The organism is Devosia naphthalenivorans (assembly GCF_003056355.1).
GTDB lineage: Bacteria > Pseudomonadota > Alphaproteobacteria > Rhizobiales > Devosiaceae > Devosia > Devosia naphthalenivorans.
Window position 1 is genome coordinate 1 of the sequence record NZ_PYVW01000017.1, and the last position, 20,793, is coordinate 20,793.

Below are 20,793 nucleotides of genomic sequence, written 5' to 3' on the forward strand. Positions count from 1 at the left end.
AATGCCTGGTGGGGCTGCCATTGCGTCCCAACTCACGGCTGATGGTTGAGGCCGAACGCCCCAGCATCTGGCCGATCGCCTGCATCGAGAGCCCCTTGCGCCGCCCAATGTCGATCTCAACCCGCTCCCGCAGGCTCAACTGCTCATACAAAGTTCCCATCGCACCAACACCATAGCAGGTGTTGCACTTGTGGCGTGAGTCGAGGGAATCCATCTCGAGATCAAGTCCAAGCCGCAAGGGCCACTCGGCGCAACATGCGGGCGTCCCGCTCCAGTCAGAGACTGGCCGCCAACGTTTCCAACTGCCTGGAACAGATTCCCCAGCCCTCGTGGAATCCCATCTTCTTGTGGTTCTCCGCGTCTTCCACCGTCCAGTGCCGTGCCACCGCCGTATATTTGGTCTTGCCATCACCGGCATCTTCAAAGGTCAGATACCCGGTGAAGAACGGTTTCTCCGATGGCTTCCAGTCACCCACATATGCGTCCGAGAAAACCAGCCGCTCATTGGGCACGACTTCCAGGTACTGGCCAGGGTTTGGGTATTCATTGCCCTGTTCGTCCGCCATGGTGATAACGCTGGCGCCGCCCGGGCGCACATCCACAACCGCCCTGGGCGTGCTCCAGGGCTTGGGTGCAAACCATTGCACTATCAGGTCAGGTTCCGTCCAGCACCGATAAACCTCGTCCCGCGGTGCATCGAGCACCAGGCTAAGCACCAGATCGCGTTCAGTGTCTTGGGAGGGCAGGGGTGTGGTCATAATCATCTCCTCATGGATCAATTGCTGTCCTCCCAGCGACGAACAATGCAGCGCCCCTTCGACAGAACCGCACTATTTTCCGCTGCAACGGTGACATGGCACGCACCCCGCCGTCCGCGACCTCCTGAGCGGCGAGGTGAGGCAGTGCATTAAACCCTACCGCCCCAACGCCTCCAGCGCCGGCCGCAATCTTCCACCACTCTGCACCAGCAACGCCGTCGCCTCGCCAACATCCCTCGCGCCCGCAGCAAGCACGACCGCCGTTTTCACGGCCCCACCAGAACGATCCAGCGCATCACTCGCCACGGCCTCGTCAACTCCAGCGATAGCCATGACGATGCCCCTCGCACGCCCGCGCAGCTTGATGTTGTCGGCCACGACATTGACCATGAAACCGTCATGCACATGGCCCAACTGCACCGCCATCATGGTCGAGAGCATGTTGAGCGCGATTTTCTGCGCCGTTCCCGCCCCCATGCGCGTGGACCCTGCGATCACCTCCGGCGGCGTCGGCAGGCAGACCGCAACATCCACCCACTCGAACAGCGCGGCTCCCCTGTTATTCGATATCCCGATTGTCCCTGCTCCAGCGTTTCGCGCCGTCTCCACCGCGGCCATCGGATAGGGCGTATAACCGCTGGCCGTGAGCGCGATTACGCAATCGCCAGGCCCAACGCCCGCATTTCTGATTTCGGCCCGCGCCGCGTCGGCGTCGTCCTCCGGTCCGCCCTCCATCGCGGTGAGTGCCTCCATTCCCCCGGCCAGCAGCACTTTGATGCGGTCGCGCGCTATGCCATAGGTGCCCGGCAGTTCCAGCGCATCGGCCAAGGCCATAAGACCAGAACTACCTGCAGCAGCGTAGATCAATCGGCCCCCGCCGTTGATGGTCCTCGCCATCAATTCTGCCCCTGCGGCGATCTGCGGCACGGCGGATTGCACGGCCTGCGCCGCTTCGGCCTGCGCCTGCGCAAGGATGGTCAGGGCGTCCTGGGCGGGCAGCAGGTCAAAGCCCCTGGCGCTTGCGTGACTCATCTCGGTTTGCGGTGCTGCCATGGTGTTCTCCTGTGTTAGGTGATAATGCCAAAAACATACCACTTGTCCAGCGCGCCAACGCCAGTCATCGATTCCATCGGCGTATGCGGCGGGCTCGTTGGGAATGTGGCAAAATAGCCCTTGGTAAATGGTATTTTATTGGTATCATACCGCCCAATGGCTTGCGGCGATGGCTGGGCATCTGTCAGCATGGCGGCTGCTGGTGTGCGCGTTAGAAGGGGGATCGAGTGGCTGAACTGTCCAGCGGTTTTTTCGCCGCCGAGCGCGTAGTTTTGTCGTCGGGCGGGCCGCTCTATCTTCAGCTCAAGCGTTGGATTGAGGATGCCGTTCATCGTGGCGATATCAACCCGGGGGATGCCTTGCCGTCCGAGCGCGATCTCGCCGCTAAGGTTGACGTTTCCCGCGTCACAGTCCGCAAGGCGGTGCTGCAATTGGTCAAGGATGGCGTGCTGGTGCAGCGGCATGGCTCCGGCACCTTCGTTGCTCCCCAGACCCAGCGCGTCGAGCAGTCATTGTCGCAGCTGACCTCATTCACGGAAGACATGGCCCGGCGCGGCATGGCGGTGCGCGCCGAATGGCTCGATCGCGGCCTGTACCTTCCGTCTCCCGAAGAAACGGTCACCCTTGGCCTCTCTCAAGGGGAATACGTCGCCCGCATTTCCCGCCTTCGCCTCACCGGCGACACGCCCCTGGCCATAGAGCGCGCCAGCCTTTCGGCGCGCATCCTGCCCGATCCCGAGGCAATCGGCGATTCGCTTTATCGCCATCTCGACAAATCCGGCAATCGCCCCATCCGCGCCATCCAACGCATTCGCGCCGCCAATCTGGGCGAGGAAGACGCCCAATTGCTCCAGGTCGCGGTCGGCTCCGCCGGCCTCAACATCGAGCGCACCTCCTATCTGGCTTCAGGCCGCGCCATCGAATTCACCCGCTCCATCTACCGGGGCGACACCTATGATTTCGTCGCCGAACTTCGGCTCGGCGATGCTCCAACCAAGGAGACAAGCCATGACTGACCAGACCCATATGCGCCGCGAGGTTGAGGCGATCCCCAGCGTGGTCGCGAACTTCCTCGAGCGGGCGGGTCCGGTTCTTGATGCCGCCGCCGCCGCATTGCGGGAGCGCGATCCAACGGTGATCGCCACCATCGCCCGCGGCTCGTCCGATCACGCCTGCTCCTATCTCAAATATGCAGCGGAACTTACGCTCGGCCTTCCCGTGGCGTCCATCGGGCCGTCCATTGCCTCGATCTATGGCAAGGATCTCAAGCTCGGCCGTGCCGCCTCCATATCCATTTCGCAATCCGGCAAGAGTCCGGACATCGTTGGCATGACCCAGTCGGCGCGCCGCGCCGGCGCCCTGGCCATTGCCATCACCAATACCGAAGGTTCGCCACTCGACGAAGCCGCCGATTTCACCATTCCGCTCCATGCCGGCCTTGAGCAGAGCGTCGCCGCGACCAAGACCTTCGCGACCTCCATCGTCGCAGGTCTCGCCCTGATTTCCCGCTGGAGCGGCGACACTGCGCTCAACCAGGCCATCGCCGGCCTGCCCGAAAGCCTCGACAAAGCCGTTGCCTGTGACTGGTCCCCGATGATCGGCTCGCTGGATGGTCAAAACGCGCTCTATGTTCTCGGCCGTGGCCCCGGCTTTGCCATCGCCAATGAAGCGGCACTCAAGTTCAAGGAGACCTGCGGCATCCAGGGCGAAGCCTATAGCGCGGCCGAAGTCATGCACGGCCCGGTCTCGATCGTCACGCCCGGCTATCCGGTCCTCGGCCTCGCCGCGCGCGATGCCGCAGAATCGTCGGTAGCCGATATGGCGCACAAGCTGGCCGGGCAGGGCGCTCTGGCTTTCGTCACCAGCGACCGCCCGGGCGCGGCAACCCAATTGCCTTTCGCCGCCACCGGTCACCCACTGACCGACCCGCTGGCGCTGATCGTCACCTTCTACGGCTTCGTCGAAGCACTGGCGCGTCACCGCGGCCTCAATCCCGATACGCCTCCCATGCTCAAAAAGGTCACCGAGACGCTATGAGTGATCTGCTCGCCATCACCGGCGCTCGCATCTTCGACGGGTATGATTGGCACGATGATGCAGCGCTGCTCGTCGAGTTCGGCCATGTAGCCGCCGTCGTCCCTTCATCCGCCATTCCAGCGCGTTCAGAAACTGCTCTTCTCAGTGGCGGAATGGTGGTGCCGGGCTTCATCGACCTGCAGGTCAATGGCGGCGGCGGGGTGCTTTTCAATAACGATCCGACCGTTGAGAGCATCCGCACCATCTGCGCAGCACACTGGCAATTCGGCACCACGGCACTCCTGCCCACGCTGATTACCGATACGGTGGAAGTCAATCTCGCCGCCATGCAGGCCGGTCATGAAGCCGTACAGCAAGGCGTTCCGGGCTTTCTCGGCCTGCACCTCGAAGGCCCCCATCTCTCCGTGGCCCGCAAGGGCACGCACGATCCCTCCCTCATCCGCCCCATGGATGAAGCCGACCTCGCGCGCCTCGTCGCCCTGCGCGCCGACCTGCCAAACCTGCTCGTCACCGTCGCCGCCGAAACGGTAAGTCCCCGGCAAATCTCGGCACTTGCGCAAGCCGGTATCATCGTCAGCATCGGCCATTCTGACGCCGACACAGCAACTGTTTCCGCCGCCTTCGCAGCCGGCGCCACCATGGCCACGCACCTCTTCAACGCCATGAGTCAGCTCGGAAATCGCGAGCCGGGCGTCGTCGGCACCGTGCTGACGACTGACCATGTGCACGCCGGCATCATCGCCGACGGCATCCACGTCCACCCAGCTTCCCTCCAGATCGCCATGCGGGCCAAGACCAGCGATGGCCGCCTCTTCCTCGTCACCGACGCCATGTCGCAAACTGGTACCGACCTCACGACCCTTGAGTTGAACGGCCGCACCATCACCCGTTCCGCCGGCGCCCTGCGCCTCGCCGATGGCACCCTCGCCGGCGCCGACCTCGACATGATCGACGCAGTCCGTTTCATGGTGACGACAATCGGCGTCCCATTTGAAGAAGCCGCCCGCATGGCTTCACTTTATCCGGCCAGCGCCATGGGCATAGAGGCCCAGTACGGCCACCTCCGGCCGGGTGCCGTAGCCAGTCTGGTACACTTGACAGACGATTATCGTGTCGCCTCGACATGGGTTGCTGGCCAGGAAGTTCACCGCGCATAAGACAGGCGCTTCCGCGCGCTACTTGTCGAATTTGCGGCACGTGCCACCACAATGCCGTCACACCTGCGACATTCGCGATCACGCGCGAAATGCCGTATTGGGGGCGGTATTCCACAGGATCGGGTCTGCTAAACTGTTCACAGCGCAGCAAAATTAACCTGTTGTTAACCAAGGTAAACAGGTCGTTTCAATCTGTGTGCTGAATCTGCAACATCCACCCCGCAACCATATTGTGGCAGCGCCAAAAGGGCTTTTGCGAGATTGCGTACTTCCCCGCTATGCGTAGAGTGGGTCTTGCGAATCCATGCATGGGATCGTTTGTCGGTCGCAACGCGACGGCAACACACTGCACCACGAATAGTGTGGTCGCGTTACGGCAAACCGCTGGGTAACCGGCACTAAGAATGACTGACTTTGGAGGTCAACCAATGAAACTCAAGAGCCTTATCCTCGGTTCTGTTGCTGCTGCCGGTCTCTCGACCGCTGGCTTCGCTGCCGATCTGGGCGTTCTCACCTCGCTCGACGTTTGCGACGAGCTGGGTCTGTCGGGTCTGACGATCTCGTCCGACACCAACTGCCTGCAGATCTCGGGCGGCGTCTCCTACGAATTCAACTGGGGCGACTACCGCGCTCCTGAAGCCGACGTTGCTTACACCTTTGACAGCACCCGTCGTACCGCCTACGGCGACGAAGTCGGCGACTGGACTTCCAAGGTTGAAGCTTGGCTGACCTTCGTCGGCACCGCTTCGAGCGATTTCGGCGCAGCCAAGGCTGTGATCACGCTCAAGGAAGTTGACTTCACCCGTACGCAGGAAGACGACGTCGATCCGTTCGATTTCGACTCCGATGGCGAGCCAGACGGCCTGTTCATCGACGAAGCCTATGTGTCGATCGGTGACACCACCGTGATCATGGCTGGTAAGAAGGGTTCGATTGCCAATCTCGGCGACGACACCCCCTTCAACGTTCTCGGTCTCTTCACCTCTGACGGCATCGACGGCAAGGGCGTTGGCATCGACGGTGACGACGGTCGTCTCGGCGGTCACTCGATTCAGGTCGTCTCCGACCTCGGCAACGGCGTTAATGTCGGTCTTGGTCTCGAAAACCTGAACGGCGATAGCGATCTGCTTCGTGGTGAAGTTCCCCCGGCTTGGACCCACGGCACCCTGGTTGGTGTTGTCGGCTACGCCGGTGAAAACATCACCGCTCACCTGACCGGTATGGCTTACGGTATCCTCGACGGCGACGTTGAGTCGTGGGCACTCCACGCTGGCGCAACCGGCACCTTCGACGCGTTCAAGGTCCGTGCGGCAGTTGCCTATATCGACAACCACAAGTACACCGGCCGTGACGTGCTGAACGCTCTTGCCAGCGTCGAAGGTACCTTCGACCTGTTCAAAATCGCTCTGTCCGGCGAAGTTGCCGACGTGAGCGGCGCTGATGACTACACCGACTACGGTTTCGGTGGCTCGGTTGGCGTTGGCGTCACCGAAGGCGTTGAAATCAACCTTGCTGCTCGTTACTTCTACGACGACCTCAACGACTTCGACACCACCCAGGTTGCCGTTCAGGTCGTTGCGGCTCTGACTGAGACCATCAAGGCTACCGGTGAAATCGGTGTGTACCTTGGTGACCACTTCGTTATTGAAGGTACCGCGACTCCTCTCGACGACGAAATCATCTACGGTGCGGCCGAACTGGCTTGGGCACCTGGCGGTGGTTTCACTTCGTCCGTCCGCGGCGAAGTCAACAGCGTCGACGCCTACAAGGTCACCTTCAAGGCTGCCAAGTCGTTCGAATAAGCTTCGATACGATCTTGAATACGAGAGGCCCGGCGCAAGCCGGGCCTTTTGCTTTACACCGCTGCCGGTCTGTCAATCGCTCACAGCGGTTCGGGTGCTAGCAGAAGTTATGTCTGCCTAAAGCATCTCGCATAGAATGGAATTCACGCAGCAGACCTCATCCTGAGCTTGTCGAAGGACGAGGTCGTGGCACGAAGCCTCCACTTGCGACCTCGTGGTTCGACATCATGAGCTAGTCGAAGAGGCGCCATGACGTTCTCCCATGACTCTTCAATTGAGGTTCAGCAAAAGCGACGCGCGTAAATGCGGTATTTTGCGCCCTCGCCGATTCCGTCCAGACGCCAAATCATCTAGCTTGTTGGCAGTCGACACGCGCAGGATAAGAATGAGCACTGGCACCTTGAAAAACTACATGCCGCGAGTGGCATTCTCCTTCCTTAGCGTCACGTTGCTTCTGGTTATGCCCGGCCAAGGATTTGCGCAGAGTGCGATTGGTCCGGCGCGAACCTCCGGCTCCATAACAGTTCTGGATTTGCCACGCGTAGCCGACTACTGGGTCAGCGCCACACGTCAGCCCGGTGGCAAAATTGTTTTCGACGGCTATGCCCCCGACGAAGCGACACGCACAGACTTCGCCAATGATCCAAATGCAGATGTTCAATGGCTGCAATTGGGTAGTGGATCGCCCACTCATTATCACGCTGCACTGGAATTCGGCCTGACCATTCTCGACCAGTTGGAGCAGGGGCGTTTTGCACTCCGCGACAACGTCGTGACGCTGACTGGAAGCGCCTCATCGCAGGCCGACTATGTGGCGGTTACCGACGCCCGTACGGAAGGGCTGCCGCAAGGACTGGTATTGGCGCGTGCGGAGATTTTGCCGCCTAAAGCCGAAGCCTTCCAATGGACTGCAACCAAATCTTCCGATGGCGCGATAGCTCTCACCGGCATGGTGCCTGACGCCGAAGCGGAGCAGGCGCTGTTGCGTGCGAGCGGCGCATCAACAGGCTCCGAACTCACTTATGCGTCTGGCGGCCCGGATGATTTCGTCACTTCCGCTCAGCTCGGCGTCGAATTGCTGAAAAGGTTAAGTGAGGGAAAGGCCAGCTTCGATGGCACCGGTTGGACATTGACCGGCACCGGAAATTCGCCAGCCGACAAGCTCGCCATTGAAGCCGAGTTCACCCGGCGGCAGTTGGCAGCAGCAGGATGGTCCTTGGCGATAGCTCAGACTGCCGCGCCCGCAGCGAGCGAGCCAGAGGCTCCGGCCGTTGATCCAAATTATGCGTTCTCCGCTACAAAGGATTCCAGCGGCGAGATTATTTTGAGCGGCCAGATTCCCGCCGATCCCGCACTACGCTTCTTTGGCGCCATCACCGGTGGCAATACTGATGCGGTCAGCATCACGCCCGGCGCACCGCCGGACTTCATCGGTCGCGCCGAAACAGGCATACGTGCGCTCATGCAACTCCCCGAAGGAAACCTGAGCTTCTCACAAGGAACCTGGTCCCTGACAGGAACCGCAAGCGACGAGGAAACGCGCGACACAGTAACTGCATCCCTGCGCACCGATGCCGGTGACGCCTGGAACCTTGAAATAGCCTTGGCTGCCATACCCGAGCCCGCCGCTCCGGCGCCCAGTGCACCGGTACCTCCCACCGCCGCTGCCGACCTGGCAGCCTGTGTCGCGCCGCTCGCTGACTTCTCCGCTCGCAACGCCATCCTGTTTCGCTCCGGCGCTGCCGTTATCACGCCGGAATCAACCCCTGCACTTGATGAACTCGCAGCGGATCTGTCCGCCTGTCCCGATGCTATCGTCCACATCGAGGGGCATACCGATGCTGATGGCGACGATCAGTCCAACCTTGCGCTATCGGTGGCTCGTGCAGAAGCGGTCGTCGCAGCCTTGGTGGAGCGCGGCGTCGTTCCGGAGCGGCTATATGCGCTCGGTTACGGCGAAAGCAGCCCGATCAGCGACAATGACACGCCTGAAGGCAAGCGGCTCAACCGTCGGATCGTCGTCAAAGTAAGCGCCGAACCATAGCTCGTCTCTGACGCCGTTCGCTTATGGATCGAACGAAGTCCGCAACGGCTGCGATCTCTTCGCTCTGGTCAAACAGGGCAGGAGACCCTTGTCCCGCTATGGTCAACGCCACGGCGTCAGGCCGGCGGCGAACCATTTCCCGGAAGGTCTCCTGGCGCAATTGATCCGTCAATTGCGTGCGCAACAACATCAGCGGGGCGCATTTGAGCGCGTCGAACAACGGCCATTGCGGCGCCAGCACATCGTCAAAGTTGATGCTGGCCAAAGCCGAAATCAACCGCGCATCGTAGAGCGGCCTGGCCCTGCCGCGCTTGTCGAAATAATGGCTCCGCCCGACCAGCGCATCCAACTGCTCCCTGGACAACTCGGGGTAGTCCCCACCCAGAATGCGCCGAAAGCTCCCAACAACGGCCTCACCACGCAGCGCCTCGATATGCGCCAGATTGTTGCGCAACCGAACAATTCCGCGCGAATCCGTAACGGGCCCGGCATCCAGCAACATCGTCCCCGCGATCAGCAGCGGGTGCTCGGCCGCCAACGCCATCGCGACCTGCCCGCCATGACCCTGACCAAGGATAATCGCCTCGGAAATCCCGAGCGCCGCGAGGATGGACGCAACATCACGCGCATCGGCTATCGAGCTATAATCGTCAGCCTTTGCGCGATCATCCGCCCGCCCGCGCCCCGGCAGATCGATCAACACCAGTGGCCACGCACGGCCAAAACCCTGCACGAAACCGGTGAAGTCGCTCATGTTCCGCTGATAGCCGGGTAGGCAAACCACCGGCAGATGCTGCTGCGACAAGCGGCCGGTCACATGCACCATGGCGCGTAGCCGGCTGGCCAGCATCACGGGCGTAACGGGCAGCGCGGCAAAGGGCGGATGGTTGGCGGGGATGGTTCTAGGGCGGGGCATTGGCCCTATCTACGGGCAAGCCCGGCCTGCTCTCAAGCCCTATTCCTCGATTGTCCGCAGCGCCTGTTTCAGCGACATGCGACTGTCGCCGAGGCGCTCGCGGTAAACCAGGTAGTTCCCCAATACCCGCTTCACATAGGTCCGCGTTTCCTGGAACGGGATAAGCTCGACCCAGATCACCGGATCCACATTGCTGGCCCGTGGATCGCCATAGGCCTTGATCCATTTGTTGGCATTGCCCGGACCGGCATTGTAGGCCGCCGCCGCCAACACCAGCGATCCATCATAGCGGTCCAATTGCTTACCCAGATAAGTCGAACCGAGCAGGGCGTTATAGCCGGCGTCGCTCACCAGCCGGGCAGGGGAGTAGTCGACGCCGACATCGCGCGCCACCTCCTTGGCGGTGCCGGGCATCAACTGCATCAAGCCCCGTGCACCCGCCGACGATACCGCGTCGATCTGGAACATCGATTCCTGCCGCACCACGGCATAAACGGCGGCGCGATCAGCTGCCAGACGCGCGCCTTCAGGCAGCGCGTCATGCGGAAAGCTGAACATGTCGAGCGGCGTTCCCCGCCGATCGGCGAGCGTAGCGATGGACACTGCCAGATGCTGCGCGCCGATCTCCTGCGCCAGCTTTGCCGCCAGCAGAAGCTCGCCCCCGCTCTGCAAGTCCGTTCCATACTGCCGCAGCAGCGTAGTGGCCTTGGCGGTCTCCCCGTTATGCGCGAGCAGGCGAATGGCCTGCACCACGGGGTTGCTCTCAAACAGCGCAGTGCTCTGCACGACATCCGGCAGGGGCCTGATGTCCACACCGGCCTCGCCCAGTTCGGCCCGCGCCAGCTGCCCATAATAAACTGTGCTGAACTTGGCCGCCGCTTCAAATGCCTCCTGTGCGGCCATGGCATCACCAAGTTTCGCATTGGCCCTTCCGAGCCAGTAATTAGCCTGGCTAATGCTGTCCGGCAGCGTCGAATGGGTGGTCATCTCAGTGAAATGCCGCTTCGCAGACTGAGCATCATCGAGGAATGACAGCGCGATCCACCCGGCATGGAAATGGGCGTCCACCATCCGTCCTTCGGGGCCGTTCCGATAGCCATCGGCAACTTCGAAGGCCAGCTTGGGCTCGCCAACATCCAATAGTTTGCGGATCAGCGTGCGCCGCTCATACCACCACTCGGCCGCGTCCGGCAGATCCGCGGGGGCCTTGTTGAGCCACTCGACCGCGCTCTGCCAAAGCTCGAATTGCCGCGCCCGCTGCGCGCGCGAGAAGATGAACACCGGATTGGCCTGCATGCTGGCATCGACGGCATCGAGCCTGGCCTTGGCATCGGCGTCGTCGCGCGACACAGCCGCCCGCGCCACCACCAACGATCTCTGCGCATCGGTCAAAAACGACAGCAGCCGCTCGCTTCCCTTGGCCCGATCATGCATCATCAGGTGCATGGCCCGCTGCCAATGCGCTTCGCGATCGAGCAGGGCGCCGAACGCATCCAGCACGCGTTTTTCCTGCCCTTGGCTGAGGAAATTGTCGGTCCAGATCTGCCGCGCCAGCGCACCGGCACGGTCCTTGTGGCCTTCGGCCAGCAACGCCTTCGCCAGCAGGATTTGCGCCTCGATGCTGTTCGGCGTCTCTTCGCCCAGCGCGCGCAACACTTCGGCGGCCGCCGGCTTCGCCTTTGTCAGGGCTTGTTCAAGCCTGTTGCGGAATACGCTGGCCGCACTAAACCCGGGCGCATCCGCCATGAAGCGCTGGATTGCCTGGTAATCGATATCGTCATCGTCAAAATAGATCGCGGCCCATTCAAGCGTGCGCCGCTCAACTGCATTGGGCAGTTTGCCCGCAAGTTCATAGGCCTTGGCCGCATCGCCCTTGTTCAACACGGCAAGCGCCGTCCGAAACTCCGCCGAGCCATTGTTTGGCGCAGCGGCAGGCGTTCCCTCGCCTTTTATGGCGCCGGTGGTGGTTGGATCGATCGCTTCATTGGCCGCAAAGGACAAGGGGGCAACAACCGCCAGACCCAAAACCGCTGCGACGAAACCTAGGCGAAAGCCGTTTTTCATCTGCCGTCCTGCTGGTACGCATCAACTTTTCCAGCAAGGAGCCCCCATCCTCGCGGTTAACCCAGTCTTACCGTTTCAGGGTAAAGATTGCGTTGCCGCATGATGATCCCGGCTGGTCGCTGCCCCGCAACAAAGCGTTGTCGTGGCCGCCAGTTGAATCTATGGTGCGGCTCGAAAATACAGCCGCATCGTGCGGCCTATGCCATCCTGCCACGGCCGAACTGTGGCAAATAGCCCAAGGACATTGCGACAAATGCTGCGAGGATCGATTACGGCACTCATCACTCCCATGCTCAATGGGAACGTCGATGAGAAAGCCTTCGCCAGCTTTGTTGACTGGCAGATTGCCGAAGGCACGCATGGTCTCGTACCCGTGGGCACGACCGGCGAAAGCCCGACCGTCAGCCACGAAGAACATCGCCGCGTGGTGGAAATCGCCATCGAAGTCGCCAACAAGCGCGTCCCGGTGATCGCCGGTGCAGGCTCGAACTCCACCGCCGAAGCCGTGTCCCTGGCCAAGTTCGGCGAGGATGCGGGCGCCGATGCCGTGCTGTCCATCGTGCCATACTACAACAAGCCCAACCAGGAGGGCATGTTCCAGCACTTCTCGGCTGTGGCCAAGGCAATCGGCATTCCGGTGATCCTCTACAGCGTCCCCGGCCGAACGGTTGTCGATCTCACCATCGATACCATTGCCCGCCTGCACGAGGCGCACCCCAACATCATCGGCGTCAAGGACGCTACGGCCGATCTGGGCCGTACCAGCCTGCAGCGCGACAAGCTGGGCCACGACTTCATCCTGCTCTCGGGCGAGGATATCACCGCCCTGGCCTTCAACGCCCATGGCGGCCAAGGCTGCATTTCGGTGACGTCCAACATCGCGCCTCGCCTGTGTTCGCAACTTCAGGAGCTTTCGCTTGCGGGTGATTTCAAGGGTGCTCTTGCCGTCCAGGACAAGCTGGTGCACCTGCACAAAAACCTGTTCCTTGAGCCCAATCCGACGGCTGTGAAATACGCCGCCAACCGGCTCAATCTTTGTGCCAATGAGCTGCGCCTGCCGCTGACGCCAATTTCCAAGCCGACACAGGACGCGGTGGACTTTGCATTGGCCCATGCAGGCCTTATCTAGAGCCTATGGCCCCAAAGAACGATAAATCCAAAAACGGTGTGATCAGCCACGGTGTCGTGGCTGAAAACCGCCGCGCGCGCTACGACTACGAGATTGGCGAAACGCTCGAGGCCGGCCTTGTGCTCACCGGCACCGAGGTCAAATCGCTTCGGCTTGGCAAGGCGCAGATCACCGAATCCTATGCCTCGCCTGAAAAAGGGGAGCTGTGGCTGATCAACGCCCATATCCCTGAGTACCTGCAAGCCAACCGCTTTAACCACGAAGAAAAGCGCCCGCGCAAACTTCTGGTTTCGCGCAAACAGTTGGCGAAACTGGATCAGGAAGTGTCCCGCGCCGGCAACAGCATCGTGCCGCTAAAGCTGTTCTTCAACGATCAGGGCCGTGCAAAGGTGCTGATCGGCCTGGGCAAGGGCAAGAAGAACTACGACAAGCGCGAAACAGAACGCAATCGCGACTGGAACCGCGATAAATCTCGCATCATGAAAGAGGGTGGGCGCGGCTGATATTGCCGTGACTATCCCTGCGGCATGGCAGCTAAACGCCATGCAAACCTTGTATCCCCATGCTGCCTCGTGTATGGGAAGCCCTTATTCCATAATTTTTGGAGACGTCTGTGGCCCGCGTCACCGTTGAAGACTGCATCGAAAAGATCGAAAACCGCTTCGATCTCGTTCTCATGGCTGCGCACCGTGCGCGCATGATTTCGTCTGGCGCCCAGATTACCGTCCCGCGCGACAACGACAAGAACCCCGTTGTCGCCCTGCGTGAAATTGGTGATGGTGCTATTTCGCCTGAAGACCTGCGCGAGGACCTGATCCACTCGCTGCAGAAATACGTCGAAGTCGACGAGCCCGAAAGCCACGCCGCCCCGCTGATCGAAAGCGGCAGCGACGACGATTCGATGAATTTCGACACCATCAGCGAAGAAGAACTACTCCGCGGCATCGAAAGCCTGGCCCCACCAGAACGCCGCGACGACTAAGTTTTCGTCGACGTGAATTCAAACGCCCTCGGCATCAGCCGGGGGCGTTTTCGTTTTTGCTGAGTTTATCGAAGACCTCATGGTGAGCCTGTCGAACCACGCGGTCGAGCGAGTGGAGGCCGTGGTGACACGACCTCGTGGTTCGACAAGCTCAGATGAGGGCCACTGAATTTTTGGGTAACTCTCGCTACCGTTCCCGGCTCAAAACCCCCACCAGCAGATCCCGCGTTGCCGGCACCGCGATATCGCGCGGCCCCCAGACGTGGCTCTGCAGGAAATACCCCGACAACCGCAACGCGTCGGCGATATCATGCGGACTGGCATTACCCCGCGTTGTCAAAAAGCTCGGCAGCGGTAACAGCCGATCCAGATATGGCGCCGCCGCAGACCGCGAAACTGCCCGCCCGGACCGCGGCGACACATGGGTCAGATCATCTGTGTCGCCCGTCACCGCGCAGGCGCTCAGATCAAGGCCATAGCCAAGATCTTCCAGCACGGCGAGTTCGAAGCGGGCGAGGGCGGCTCCATCGGGCGGATCATCGATCAGCCGCAGCGCCATCCCAAGCAGCCGGTCATGCGGATCGCGTTCCGGCAACAGCCGCAGATGCTCGCAAGCCAACTGACTGAGATAGAGCTGCGTACGATCATCGATGAGCCGGGCCGCTCGCGCCTCGATCAACTCGACCGTGAACATGCCCAACTGGTCTTCGAGCCGCGCGCGCCAGGTCAGCTGCAGTGAATTGCCCGGCTGCAGCACTGCCGCCAGGCGCCGTGTGCGCCCACCGCGAACCAACCCCAGGTGACGGCCCCGGCCGACCACCATGGTTTCGGCGATGACACTGCTTTCGCCGTGGCGCCGCACCCCGATCAGCAGGCCTTCGCCGGTCCATTCCATGGTGCTACGGCCGCAGCGGCACGCCCTCGTGGTTCGACAAGCTCAGGATGAGGTCTACTTGGGCACCAGCTTCGAAGTAGGCCTCATGGTGAGCCCGTCGAACCACGAGGGCGTGCTCCGAGCTTGACCCGGGGGCGGAGCACTCAGCTCTTGCCATGCGGGAATTCCAGACCCATCTCGCGATAGCGTTCCGGGTCCTCGCTCCACTTTTCACGGACCTTGACGAACAGGAAGAGGTGGATGGGCACCTCGTACATCTCCATCAATTCCTTGCGCGCTTCCTGCCCGATGGCCTTGATGGTCTGCCCGCCGGCGCCCAGTACGATCTTCTTGTGACTGTCCCTCGAAACATAAACCACCTGGTCGATCTTGTAGGAGCCATCCTTCTGGATCTTGAAGCTCTCGGTCTCCACCGTCGAGTTATACGGGATCTCGTCATGCACTCGCAAAAACAGCTTCTCGCGCGTGATCTCGGCCGCTGTGATGGCCATGGTCAGGTCGGTGAGATGGTCTTCGGGGAAATGCCACGGACCGGGCGGAATGTGCTTCACGCACCAGTCCATGAAATCCTGCACGCCATACCCTTTGAGCGCCGAGATCATAAACGTCGACTCAAACCGCAGCCGCTCGTTCAGCGTCTTGCTGAGTTCGAGCAGTGCCTCGTTCTTGATGGTGTCGATCTTATTGAGGATCAGAATCCTGGGATGGGTGATATTCTCCAGCCCCTCAAGCAGCCGCTCGAGTTCCGGCGTAATGCCGCGCTCCGCATCAACGATAAGCGCTACCAGATCCGCATCGCCAGCGCCGCCCCAGGCACTGTCGACCATGGCGCGGTCAAGCCGCCGCTTGGGCGCAAAAATCCCCGGAGTATCGATGAACACCAGCTGCGCCTTGTCCAGCGTCACCACGCCGCGAACCTGGCTGCGCGTCGTCTGCGCCTTATGCGTAACGATGGAAACCTTGGTGCCCACCAGCGAGTTCAGCAGCGTTGATTTGCCGGCATTGGGCGCGCCGACCAGCGCGATAAAGCCGCAGGATGTGTCGATCGGTTCGAGAGGGGTGCTCATGGCGTTTCCTTCCACACCTGCTGCTTGATCAGAAACATCTCGGCAGCCTTGTGCTCGGCGATTTTCTTTGATGGACCGGTCGCGCTTAACTGTTCGAAATTGCCCAGGGCCACGGCGATCGTGAATTCGGGTGCATGGTCTGGGCCGGTACGCTCGACCAGCGTATAGCTCGGTGGTTCAAGGCCGCGCGCCTGCGCCCATTCCTGCAATGTCGTCTTGGCATCGGCCTTGTTGGCTTGCCCGTCCGCCAAAAATTCCTCGAACATACGTTCAACGAATTCATACGCCTTGCCCAGGCCGCCGTCGCAGTAAATCGCACCGATTACCGCTTCGGTCACATCGCCCAGGATGGCTTCCTTTTCCGAGCCACCCGTCCGCGCTTCGCTCTCACCCAGGTTCATTTCCTTGCCCAGGTCGAGCGTGCGCGCGATGATGGCGCAGGTTTCCTTGCGCACCAGCGTATTGAGCGTACGGCTCAACTCGCCCTCATTGGCCTTGGGATAGCGGCGATAGAGCATGTCTGCCACCACCAGTCCGAGCACCCGGTCACCCAGAAATTCAAGCCGCTGATAGGAGTGCTCGATGCGCTTGCTGGGCGAAATGGCGCTTGAGTGGGTCAGTGCGCGGTTGAGCAGATCCGGGTCGGCGAAGCGATAGCCAAGCCGGAACTGCAGCTTTTCGTGGTTACGCGGTGCGCGGCTCATCAATCGATGGTCTGGAACATGCGGTCCCAGCGAACATTGGCAGGCCACTGCCAGATCTGCCAGGGCGGAATATTGTCCTTGATGGAGAAGAACCGCGCCTCGGCCTTGGCGATGAGGTTGATGGCCGGTACATAGCCGACCTGGCTCAGCACGCGGCTATCGGCCGAGCGGTCGCGATTATCGCCCATCATGAAGAAGTGCCCGGCCGGAACGACATATTCCTGCGTGTTGTCGAGCGGCCCCTGGTCCGAGATTTCCTGAATGATGTGGCTTGTGCCTTCCGGGAACGTCTCGCGATAAACCGTGACTTCGCGAGTCGCGCCTTCGCTGTCGGTATCCTGGGCAGTGCCGATTTCCTCGCGCTCGACCATGGTGCCGTTGATGTAAAGCCGCCCCTCGCGAACCTGGATGGTGTCGCCCGGCATGCCCACCACGCGCTTGATATATTCCATGTTCTGCGGCACCGGCCGGAACACGGCGACGTCGCCACGGTTCGGATCGCGGCCGAAAATCCGGTTATTGATCGGCAGCTCGAAATCCAGCGCCGTGAAATTGCCATAACGCCCGAGCGAGAACGAGTGTTTGCCGTAGCCCCAGACGAATTTGTTGGCGACGAAATAGTCGCCGATCATCAGGGTCTGCTGCATCGATGCCGTCGGGATCGAGAATGGCTGGTACAGGAAAGACCGCAGCACGATAGCGATCAGCAGCGCCTCGACGACGACGACGATGGTTTCCCACCATTCGCTGGCAGCGGACTTCTTGATCGATTTTTGGGCTGGCTGGCTCATTGATTTCCCCGGAAAAGGCTTCGCAGCGTTAGGCGTTTGTCCCGGCGGGGTCAATCGGCAGCGCCTCGATGATGACGAAAGCTTGAGCAAGCCCGGCGTCATCGGTGATGGTCAGATGGATGTGGGCCTCGTGCCCCGCCGGCACAATGCGCGCCAGTGCAGCAGCGGCGCCATTGGTCAGCTTCATGGTCGGCTTGCCCGATGGCAGGTTCACCACGCCCATGTCGCGCCAGTAAACGCCAAAACTAAGGCCGGTGCCCAACGCCTTCGAACATGCTTCCTTGGCCGCAAAGCGCTTTGCATAGGACGCTGCCCGCTGCGCCCGCCGGTCCGACTTCCGCCGCTCGATCTCGGTAAAACACCGATGCGTGAAACGCTCGCCAAAGCGCTCGACCGTATGGGCAACCCGATCGATCTGGATAAGGTCCGAACCGAGCCCGATAATCACTTCACCCCCTGAATGCCGCGACTGCCCGGCTTCACCGCCGGGATCGCAGCCAGTTCCGGCGGCAACTGATCCGCCGGATAAGCCGGCACCTTATATTCGATCAGGCTCACCAGCGGCACGCCGACATCGGATTCGCCGCCGGACCGATCGATAAGACACGCCGCCGCCACCACATTGGCGCCAATCCCGCGCAGCGCTTCCACGCATTCACGGATCGACAGCCCCGTGGAAACAATGTCCTCGACCACGATCACCTTGTCATCCGGCTCGATCTCAAAGCCCCGGCGCAGTTCGAACTTGCCGTCTACCCGCTCGGTATAAAGCGCCGGAACGCCCAGATGGCGAGACGTCTCATAGCCCGGGATGATCCCGCCAATCGCGGGCGAAACCACCTTGGTCACATCGCCGAATCCATCGGCCCGGATCTTGTCCGCCAGCGCCCGGCACAGCTTCTCCGTCTGCGCAGCATACTGGAACACCCGCGCCTTCTGCAAAAACACCGGCGAGCGCAGCCCCGACGACAGGATGAAGTGGCCTTCGAGCATCGCGCCGCATTCGCGGAAAATGGCCAGCACTTCATCTTTCGTCATCGATAAATCTCCGGTCGACCTGGCCGTCCCACTCCAGTGTCGAAATCATGGACGCTTCGCGAATACCTGCGCGCTGCACGGCCGAAAGGCCAGGACTACGCTTGAGCGTTGCCAGAACATCGGTCAGTTGCGCAAGGTCGCGCACCTCAATTTCAAAGATCATCTGGTGAAAGTCGGGCGAAATCATCCGCATCACCAGATTGTTGATGTTGGCGTCGCAGGCTGCAATGGCCGAGGAGATCTGCGCCAGCGAGCCCGGCTTGTTGACGCTCTCCATGGTGATGACGGTGGCATAGTGCTTGTCGTCGCCCTGCTCGATGTTCCAGCGCACGTCGACCCAGGCCACATCACTGTCGTGCATTTCCGTCAGTGCGTCGGAGTGGATAGGATAAACCTGCATGGGGCTGTCGGGCTGCAATATGCCCACCAGCCGGTCGCCGGGAACCACCCCTTCGGGCGACATGATAACCGGCATGTGAAAATCGAGTTGCGCCAGGGCTGCTTTGGCATGCGGGCCGGATTTCTGGCCGCCCGGCACGCGGAAACGGAAGATATCGGTGGAGCGCAGCGCGAACCAGCCCGCAGCCGTGTCGGCGACCGGCAGGTCAAGCTTGCGGCGGCGTTTGCGCAGGCCTTTGACCTTGGCCAGCTCCTCGCCCAGCGGTTCCGAGCTTACCTTCCCTTCGCCCACTGCCATCAGCAGCTCGCGCTTGCTCGCATATCCCAGTGCCTCCGCCAGCGCCTTGGATTCGCTGTCGTCGAGCATCACGCCTTCGCGCTCGAGCATCATGTTGAGCACGTTCTCGCCCAGGGCGAGGGCGCGCTGCACCGCGGCGTGGCGCACCGAACGGCGGATAGCCGCCCGCGCCTTGCCCGTGGCGGCAATACCCAGCCAATTCATCGGCGGCACATGGTTGTGGTCGCGGATAATCTCGACTTCGTCGCCGCTGCGCAGTTGCGTCACCAGCGGCAGGATGGACCCGTTGATCTTGGCGCCGACGCAGGTGTCCCCGATATCGGTATGCAGGGCATATGCGAAATCGATGGGCGTGGCGCCACGCGGCAGCGCAATCAGCCGGCCGCGCGGAGTGAAGCAGAACACCTGGTCCTGGAACAGTTCCAGCTTGGTATATTCGAGGAAGTCCTCGGTGGTGGAATTGCCTGTCGTCAGGTGCCCGATGGTCTGGCGCAGCGAGCCATAAGCCTGCGATTCCTGCTCGATACGGCCCAGATTGGCCGACGCGCCATCCTTGTATAGCGCATGGGCGGCAATGCCGAACTCGGCGATGCGGTCCATTTCCTCGGTACGGATCTGCAACTCGACGCGCTGGCGGCCGGGGCCGACAATGGTGGTGTGGATCGACTGATAATCATTATGCTTGGGGACCGAAATGTAGTCCTTGAACCGCAGCGGCACGACCTTCCACTGGGTGTGGACCACGCCCACCGTGCGATAGCATTCCTCGACCGAGCCGACGATGACGCGGAACCCGATCATGTCGGAGAGCTGCTCCAGCGCGATCGATTTGCGCTCGATCTTGTTGAAGATCGAGAAGGGCGATTTCACGCGCGCCTTCACCCGCGCCGTGATGCCTTCCGCAGCCAGCCGCTCCGTCAGCTCGCTCGAAATCGTGGAAATCGTCTCACGATACTGGGACTGCATCTCGTCGAGCCGCGCGACGATGGCCTGGTAATGGTCGGGCTGCAGGATCTTGAAGGATATGTCCTCAAGCTCGTTGCGCATGTCCTGCATGCCCATGCGTCCGGCCAGCGGCGCATAGATATCCATCGTCTCCTGCGCGATGCGCGTCCGCTTCTCCGGCGGCATATATTGCAGCGTGCGCATGTTGTGCAGGCGGTCGGCGAGCTTGACCAGAAGCACGCGAACGTCCTGGCTGATCGCCAGCAGCAGCTTGCGCAGGTTCTCCGCCTGCGCTTCCTCGCGCGAAACCAGGTTCAGCCGCTCGATCTTGGTCAGACCATCCACGATGGCCCCGATCTCCGGACCAAACATCTGGTCGATCTCGGCACGCGTGGCGTCCGTGTCCTCGATGGTGTCGTGCAGCAGCCCGACCGCAACCGAGGCATCGTCGAGCTTGAGCTCGGTCAGAATCGCCGCCACTTCGAGCGGATGATTGAAATAGGGGTCGCCCGAGGCACGCTTCTGCGACCCATGCTTTTGCATGGCGTACACATAGGCCTTGTTCAACAACTGCTCATCGACGTTCGGGTTATACGCCTGAACGCGTTCGACAAGCTCGTACTGACGCATCATGGAATTGGTCGCCGCTCGCTACAAGAAACAAACTTAGCGTTTTGATAGGCAATGCGAAAGGGTGGTTGGCGAGGGTTTGAA

At 61.2% G+C, this 20,793-nt stretch carries 21 protein-coding genes; 8 read left to right on the forward strand and 13 right to left on the reverse strand.

What is annotated here, in order from left to right:
• The 4 genes from C8264_RS22975 to C8264_RS22280 all read right to left on the reverse strand — a co-directional run.
• Nucleotides 1–160: helix-turn-helix domain-containing protein (locus C8264_RS22975; protein ID WP_162783666.1), on the reverse strand; the 160-nt coding region annotated here is incomplete at its 3' end.
• A 115-nt stretch (nt 161–275) separates the two neighbouring features.
• Nucleotides 276–758 carry an SRPBCC family protein gene (locus C8264_RS17825; RefSeq protein ID WP_108462441.1) on the reverse strand — a complete coding sequence of 161 codons (483 nt, stop codon included), beginning with the start codon at nt 756–758 and terminating at the stop codon, nt 276–278.
• 156 nt (nt 759–914) lie between these two features.
• A complete protein-coding gene (locus tag C8264_RS17830; protein WP_108462342.1) occupies nt 915–1,811 on the reverse strand; it encodes an N-acetylmuramic acid 6-phosphate etherase in 897 nt (298 codons plus the stop codon).
• A gap of 14 nt (nt 1,812–1,825) precedes the next feature.
• Nucleotides 1,826–2,002 (reverse strand): hypothetical protein, encoded by a 177-nt coding sequence (locus C8264_RS22280; protein ID WP_162783742.1) that lies wholly within the window; start codon nt 2,000–2,002, stop codon nt 1,826–1,828.
• Between the two features lie 36 nt (nt 2,003–2,038).
• Between C8264_RS22280 and C8264_RS17835 the strand changes: the two genes are divergently transcribed.
• The 5 genes from C8264_RS17835 to C8264_RS17855 all read left to right on the forward strand — a co-directional run bounded on the left by C8264_RS17835 (nt 2,039) and on the right by C8264_RS17855 (nt 8,851).
• Nucleotides 2,039–2,827 carry a GntR family transcriptional regulator gene (locus C8264_RS17835; RefSeq protein WP_162783743.1) on the forward strand — a complete coding sequence of 263 codons (789 nt, stop codon included), beginning with the start codon at nt 2,039–2,041 and terminating at the stop codon, nt 2,825–2,827.
• A complete protein-coding gene (locus C8264_RS17840) occupies nt 2,820–3,848 on the forward strand; it encodes an SIS domain-containing protein (protein WP_108462343.1) in 1,029 nt (342 codons plus the stop codon). Before C8264_RS17835 ends, C8264_RS17840 begins: the two co-directional genes overlap by 8 nt.
• The gene (nagA, locus tag C8264_RS17845; protein WP_108462344.1) at nt 3,845–5,005 is read left to right on the forward strand and encodes an N-acetylglucosamine-6-phosphate deacetylase; all 1,161 of its coding nucleotides are present in this window, start codon (nt 3,845–3,847) and stop codon (nt 5,003–5,005) included. Before C8264_RS17840 ends, nagA begins: the two co-directional genes overlap by 4 nt.
• Before the next feature lie 428 nt (nt 5,006–5,433).
• Nucleotides 5,434–6,807 (forward strand): porin family protein, encoded by a 1,374-nt coding sequence (locus C8264_RS17850; protein WP_108462345.1) that lies wholly within the window; start codon nt 5,434–5,436, stop codon nt 6,805–6,807.
• Nucleotides 6,808–7,192: 385 nt separating this feature from the next.
• Nucleotides 7,193–8,851, forward strand: a complete 1,659-nt coding sequence (locus C8264_RS17855; protein WP_162783744.1) for an OmpA family protein — start codon at nt 7,193–7,195, stop codon at nt 8,849–8,851.
• On the opposite strand, the gene C8264_RS17860 is transcribed toward C8264_RS17855, so the two are convergent.
• Together C8264_RS17860 and C8264_RS17865 are read right to left on the reverse strand one after the other, a co-directional pair.
• A complete protein-coding gene (locus C8264_RS17860) occupies nt 8,829–9,767 on the reverse strand; it encodes an alpha/beta fold hydrolase (RefSeq protein WP_108462347.1) in 939 nt (312 codons plus the stop codon). The genes C8264_RS17855 and C8264_RS17860 overlap by 23 nt on opposite strands.
• 39 nt (nt 9,768–9,806) lie before the next feature.
• Complete coding sequence (locus C8264_RS17865) at nt 9,807–11,831, reverse strand: lytic transglycosylase domain-containing protein (protein ID WP_108462348.1); 2,025 nt, start codon at nt 11,829–11,831, stop codon at nt 9,807–9,809.
• A gap of 253 nt (nt 11,832–12,084) precedes the next feature.
• Here C8264_RS17865 and dapA point away from each other — a divergent pair, with 253 nt between their 5' ends.
• The 3 genes from dapA (at nt 12,085) to rpoZ (ending at nt 13,942) form a co-directional block, all read left to right on the forward strand.
• Nucleotides 12,085–12,960, forward strand: a complete 876-nt coding sequence (gene dapA, locus C8264_RS17870) for a 4-hydroxy-tetrahydrodipicolinate synthase (RefSeq protein ID WP_108462349.1) — start codon at nt 12,085–12,087, stop codon at nt 12,958–12,960.
• A 5-nt stretch (nt 12,961–12,965) separates the two neighbouring features.
• Entirely contained in the window at nt 12,966–13,463 is a 498-nt protein-coding gene (smpB, locus tag C8264_RS17875; RefSeq protein ID WP_108462350.1) for an SsrA-binding protein SmpB, read from the forward strand.
• Between the two features lie 110 nt (nt 13,464–13,573).
• The gene (gene rpoZ, locus C8264_RS17880; RefSeq protein WP_108462351.1) at nt 13,574–13,942 is read left to right on the forward strand and encodes a DNA-directed RNA polymerase subunit omega; all 369 of its coding nucleotides are present in this window, start codon (nt 13,574–13,576) and stop codon (nt 13,940–13,942) included.
• A gap of 187 nt (nt 13,943–14,129) precedes the next feature.
• On the opposite strand, the gene recO is transcribed toward rpoZ, so the two are convergent.
• The 7 genes from recO to C8264_RS17915 all read right to left on the reverse strand — a co-directional run bounded on the left by recO (nt 14,130) and on the right by C8264_RS17915 (nt 20,712).
• Nucleotides 14,130–14,837 (reverse strand): DNA repair protein RecO, encoded by a 708-nt coding sequence (gene recO / locus C8264_RS17885; RefSeq protein WP_108462352.1) that lies wholly within the window; start codon nt 14,835–14,837, stop codon nt 14,130–14,132.
• Between the two features lie 143 nt (nt 14,838–14,980).
• Nucleotides 14,981–15,904, reverse strand: a complete 924-nt coding sequence (gene era / locus C8264_RS17890) for a GTPase Era (RefSeq protein WP_108462353.1) — start codon at nt 15,902–15,904, stop codon at nt 14,981–14,983.
• Nucleotides 15,901–16,608 carry a ribonuclease III gene (gene rnc / locus C8264_RS17895; protein WP_108462354.1) on the reverse strand — a complete coding sequence of 236 codons (708 nt, stop codon included), beginning with the start codon at nt 16,606–16,608 and terminating at the stop codon, nt 15,901–15,903. The genes era and rnc overlap by 4 nt, the downstream gene beginning before the upstream one ends.
• Nucleotides 16,608–17,399 carry a signal peptidase I gene (gene lepB / locus C8264_RS17900; protein WP_108462355.1) on the reverse strand — a complete coding sequence of 264 codons (792 nt, stop codon included), beginning with the start codon at nt 17,397–17,399 and terminating at the stop codon, nt 16,608–16,610. Before lepB ends, rnc begins: the two co-directional genes overlap by 1 nt.
• 28 nt (nt 17,400–17,427) lie before the next feature.
• The gene (acpS, locus tag C8264_RS17905) at nt 17,428–17,847 is read right to left on the reverse strand and encodes a holo-ACP synthase (protein ID WP_108462356.1); all 420 of its coding nucleotides are present in this window, start codon (nt 17,845–17,847) and stop codon (nt 17,428–17,430) included.
• The gene (gene pyrE / locus C8264_RS17910; RefSeq protein WP_108462357.1) at nt 17,844–18,437 is read right to left on the reverse strand and encodes an orotate phosphoribosyltransferase; all 594 of its coding nucleotides are present in this window, start codon (nt 18,435–18,437) and stop codon (nt 17,844–17,846) included. Before pyrE ends, acpS begins: the two co-directional genes overlap by 4 nt.
• On the reverse strand, nt 18,424–20,712 hold the full coding sequence (locus tag C8264_RS17915; RefSeq protein ID WP_108462358.1) for a RelA/SpoT family protein: 2,289 nt from the start codon (nt 20,710–20,712) through the stop codon (nt 18,424–18,426). Before C8264_RS17915 ends, pyrE begins: the two co-directional genes overlap by 14 nt.
• Between the last annotated feature and the right edge of the window lie 81 nt (nt 20,713–20,793).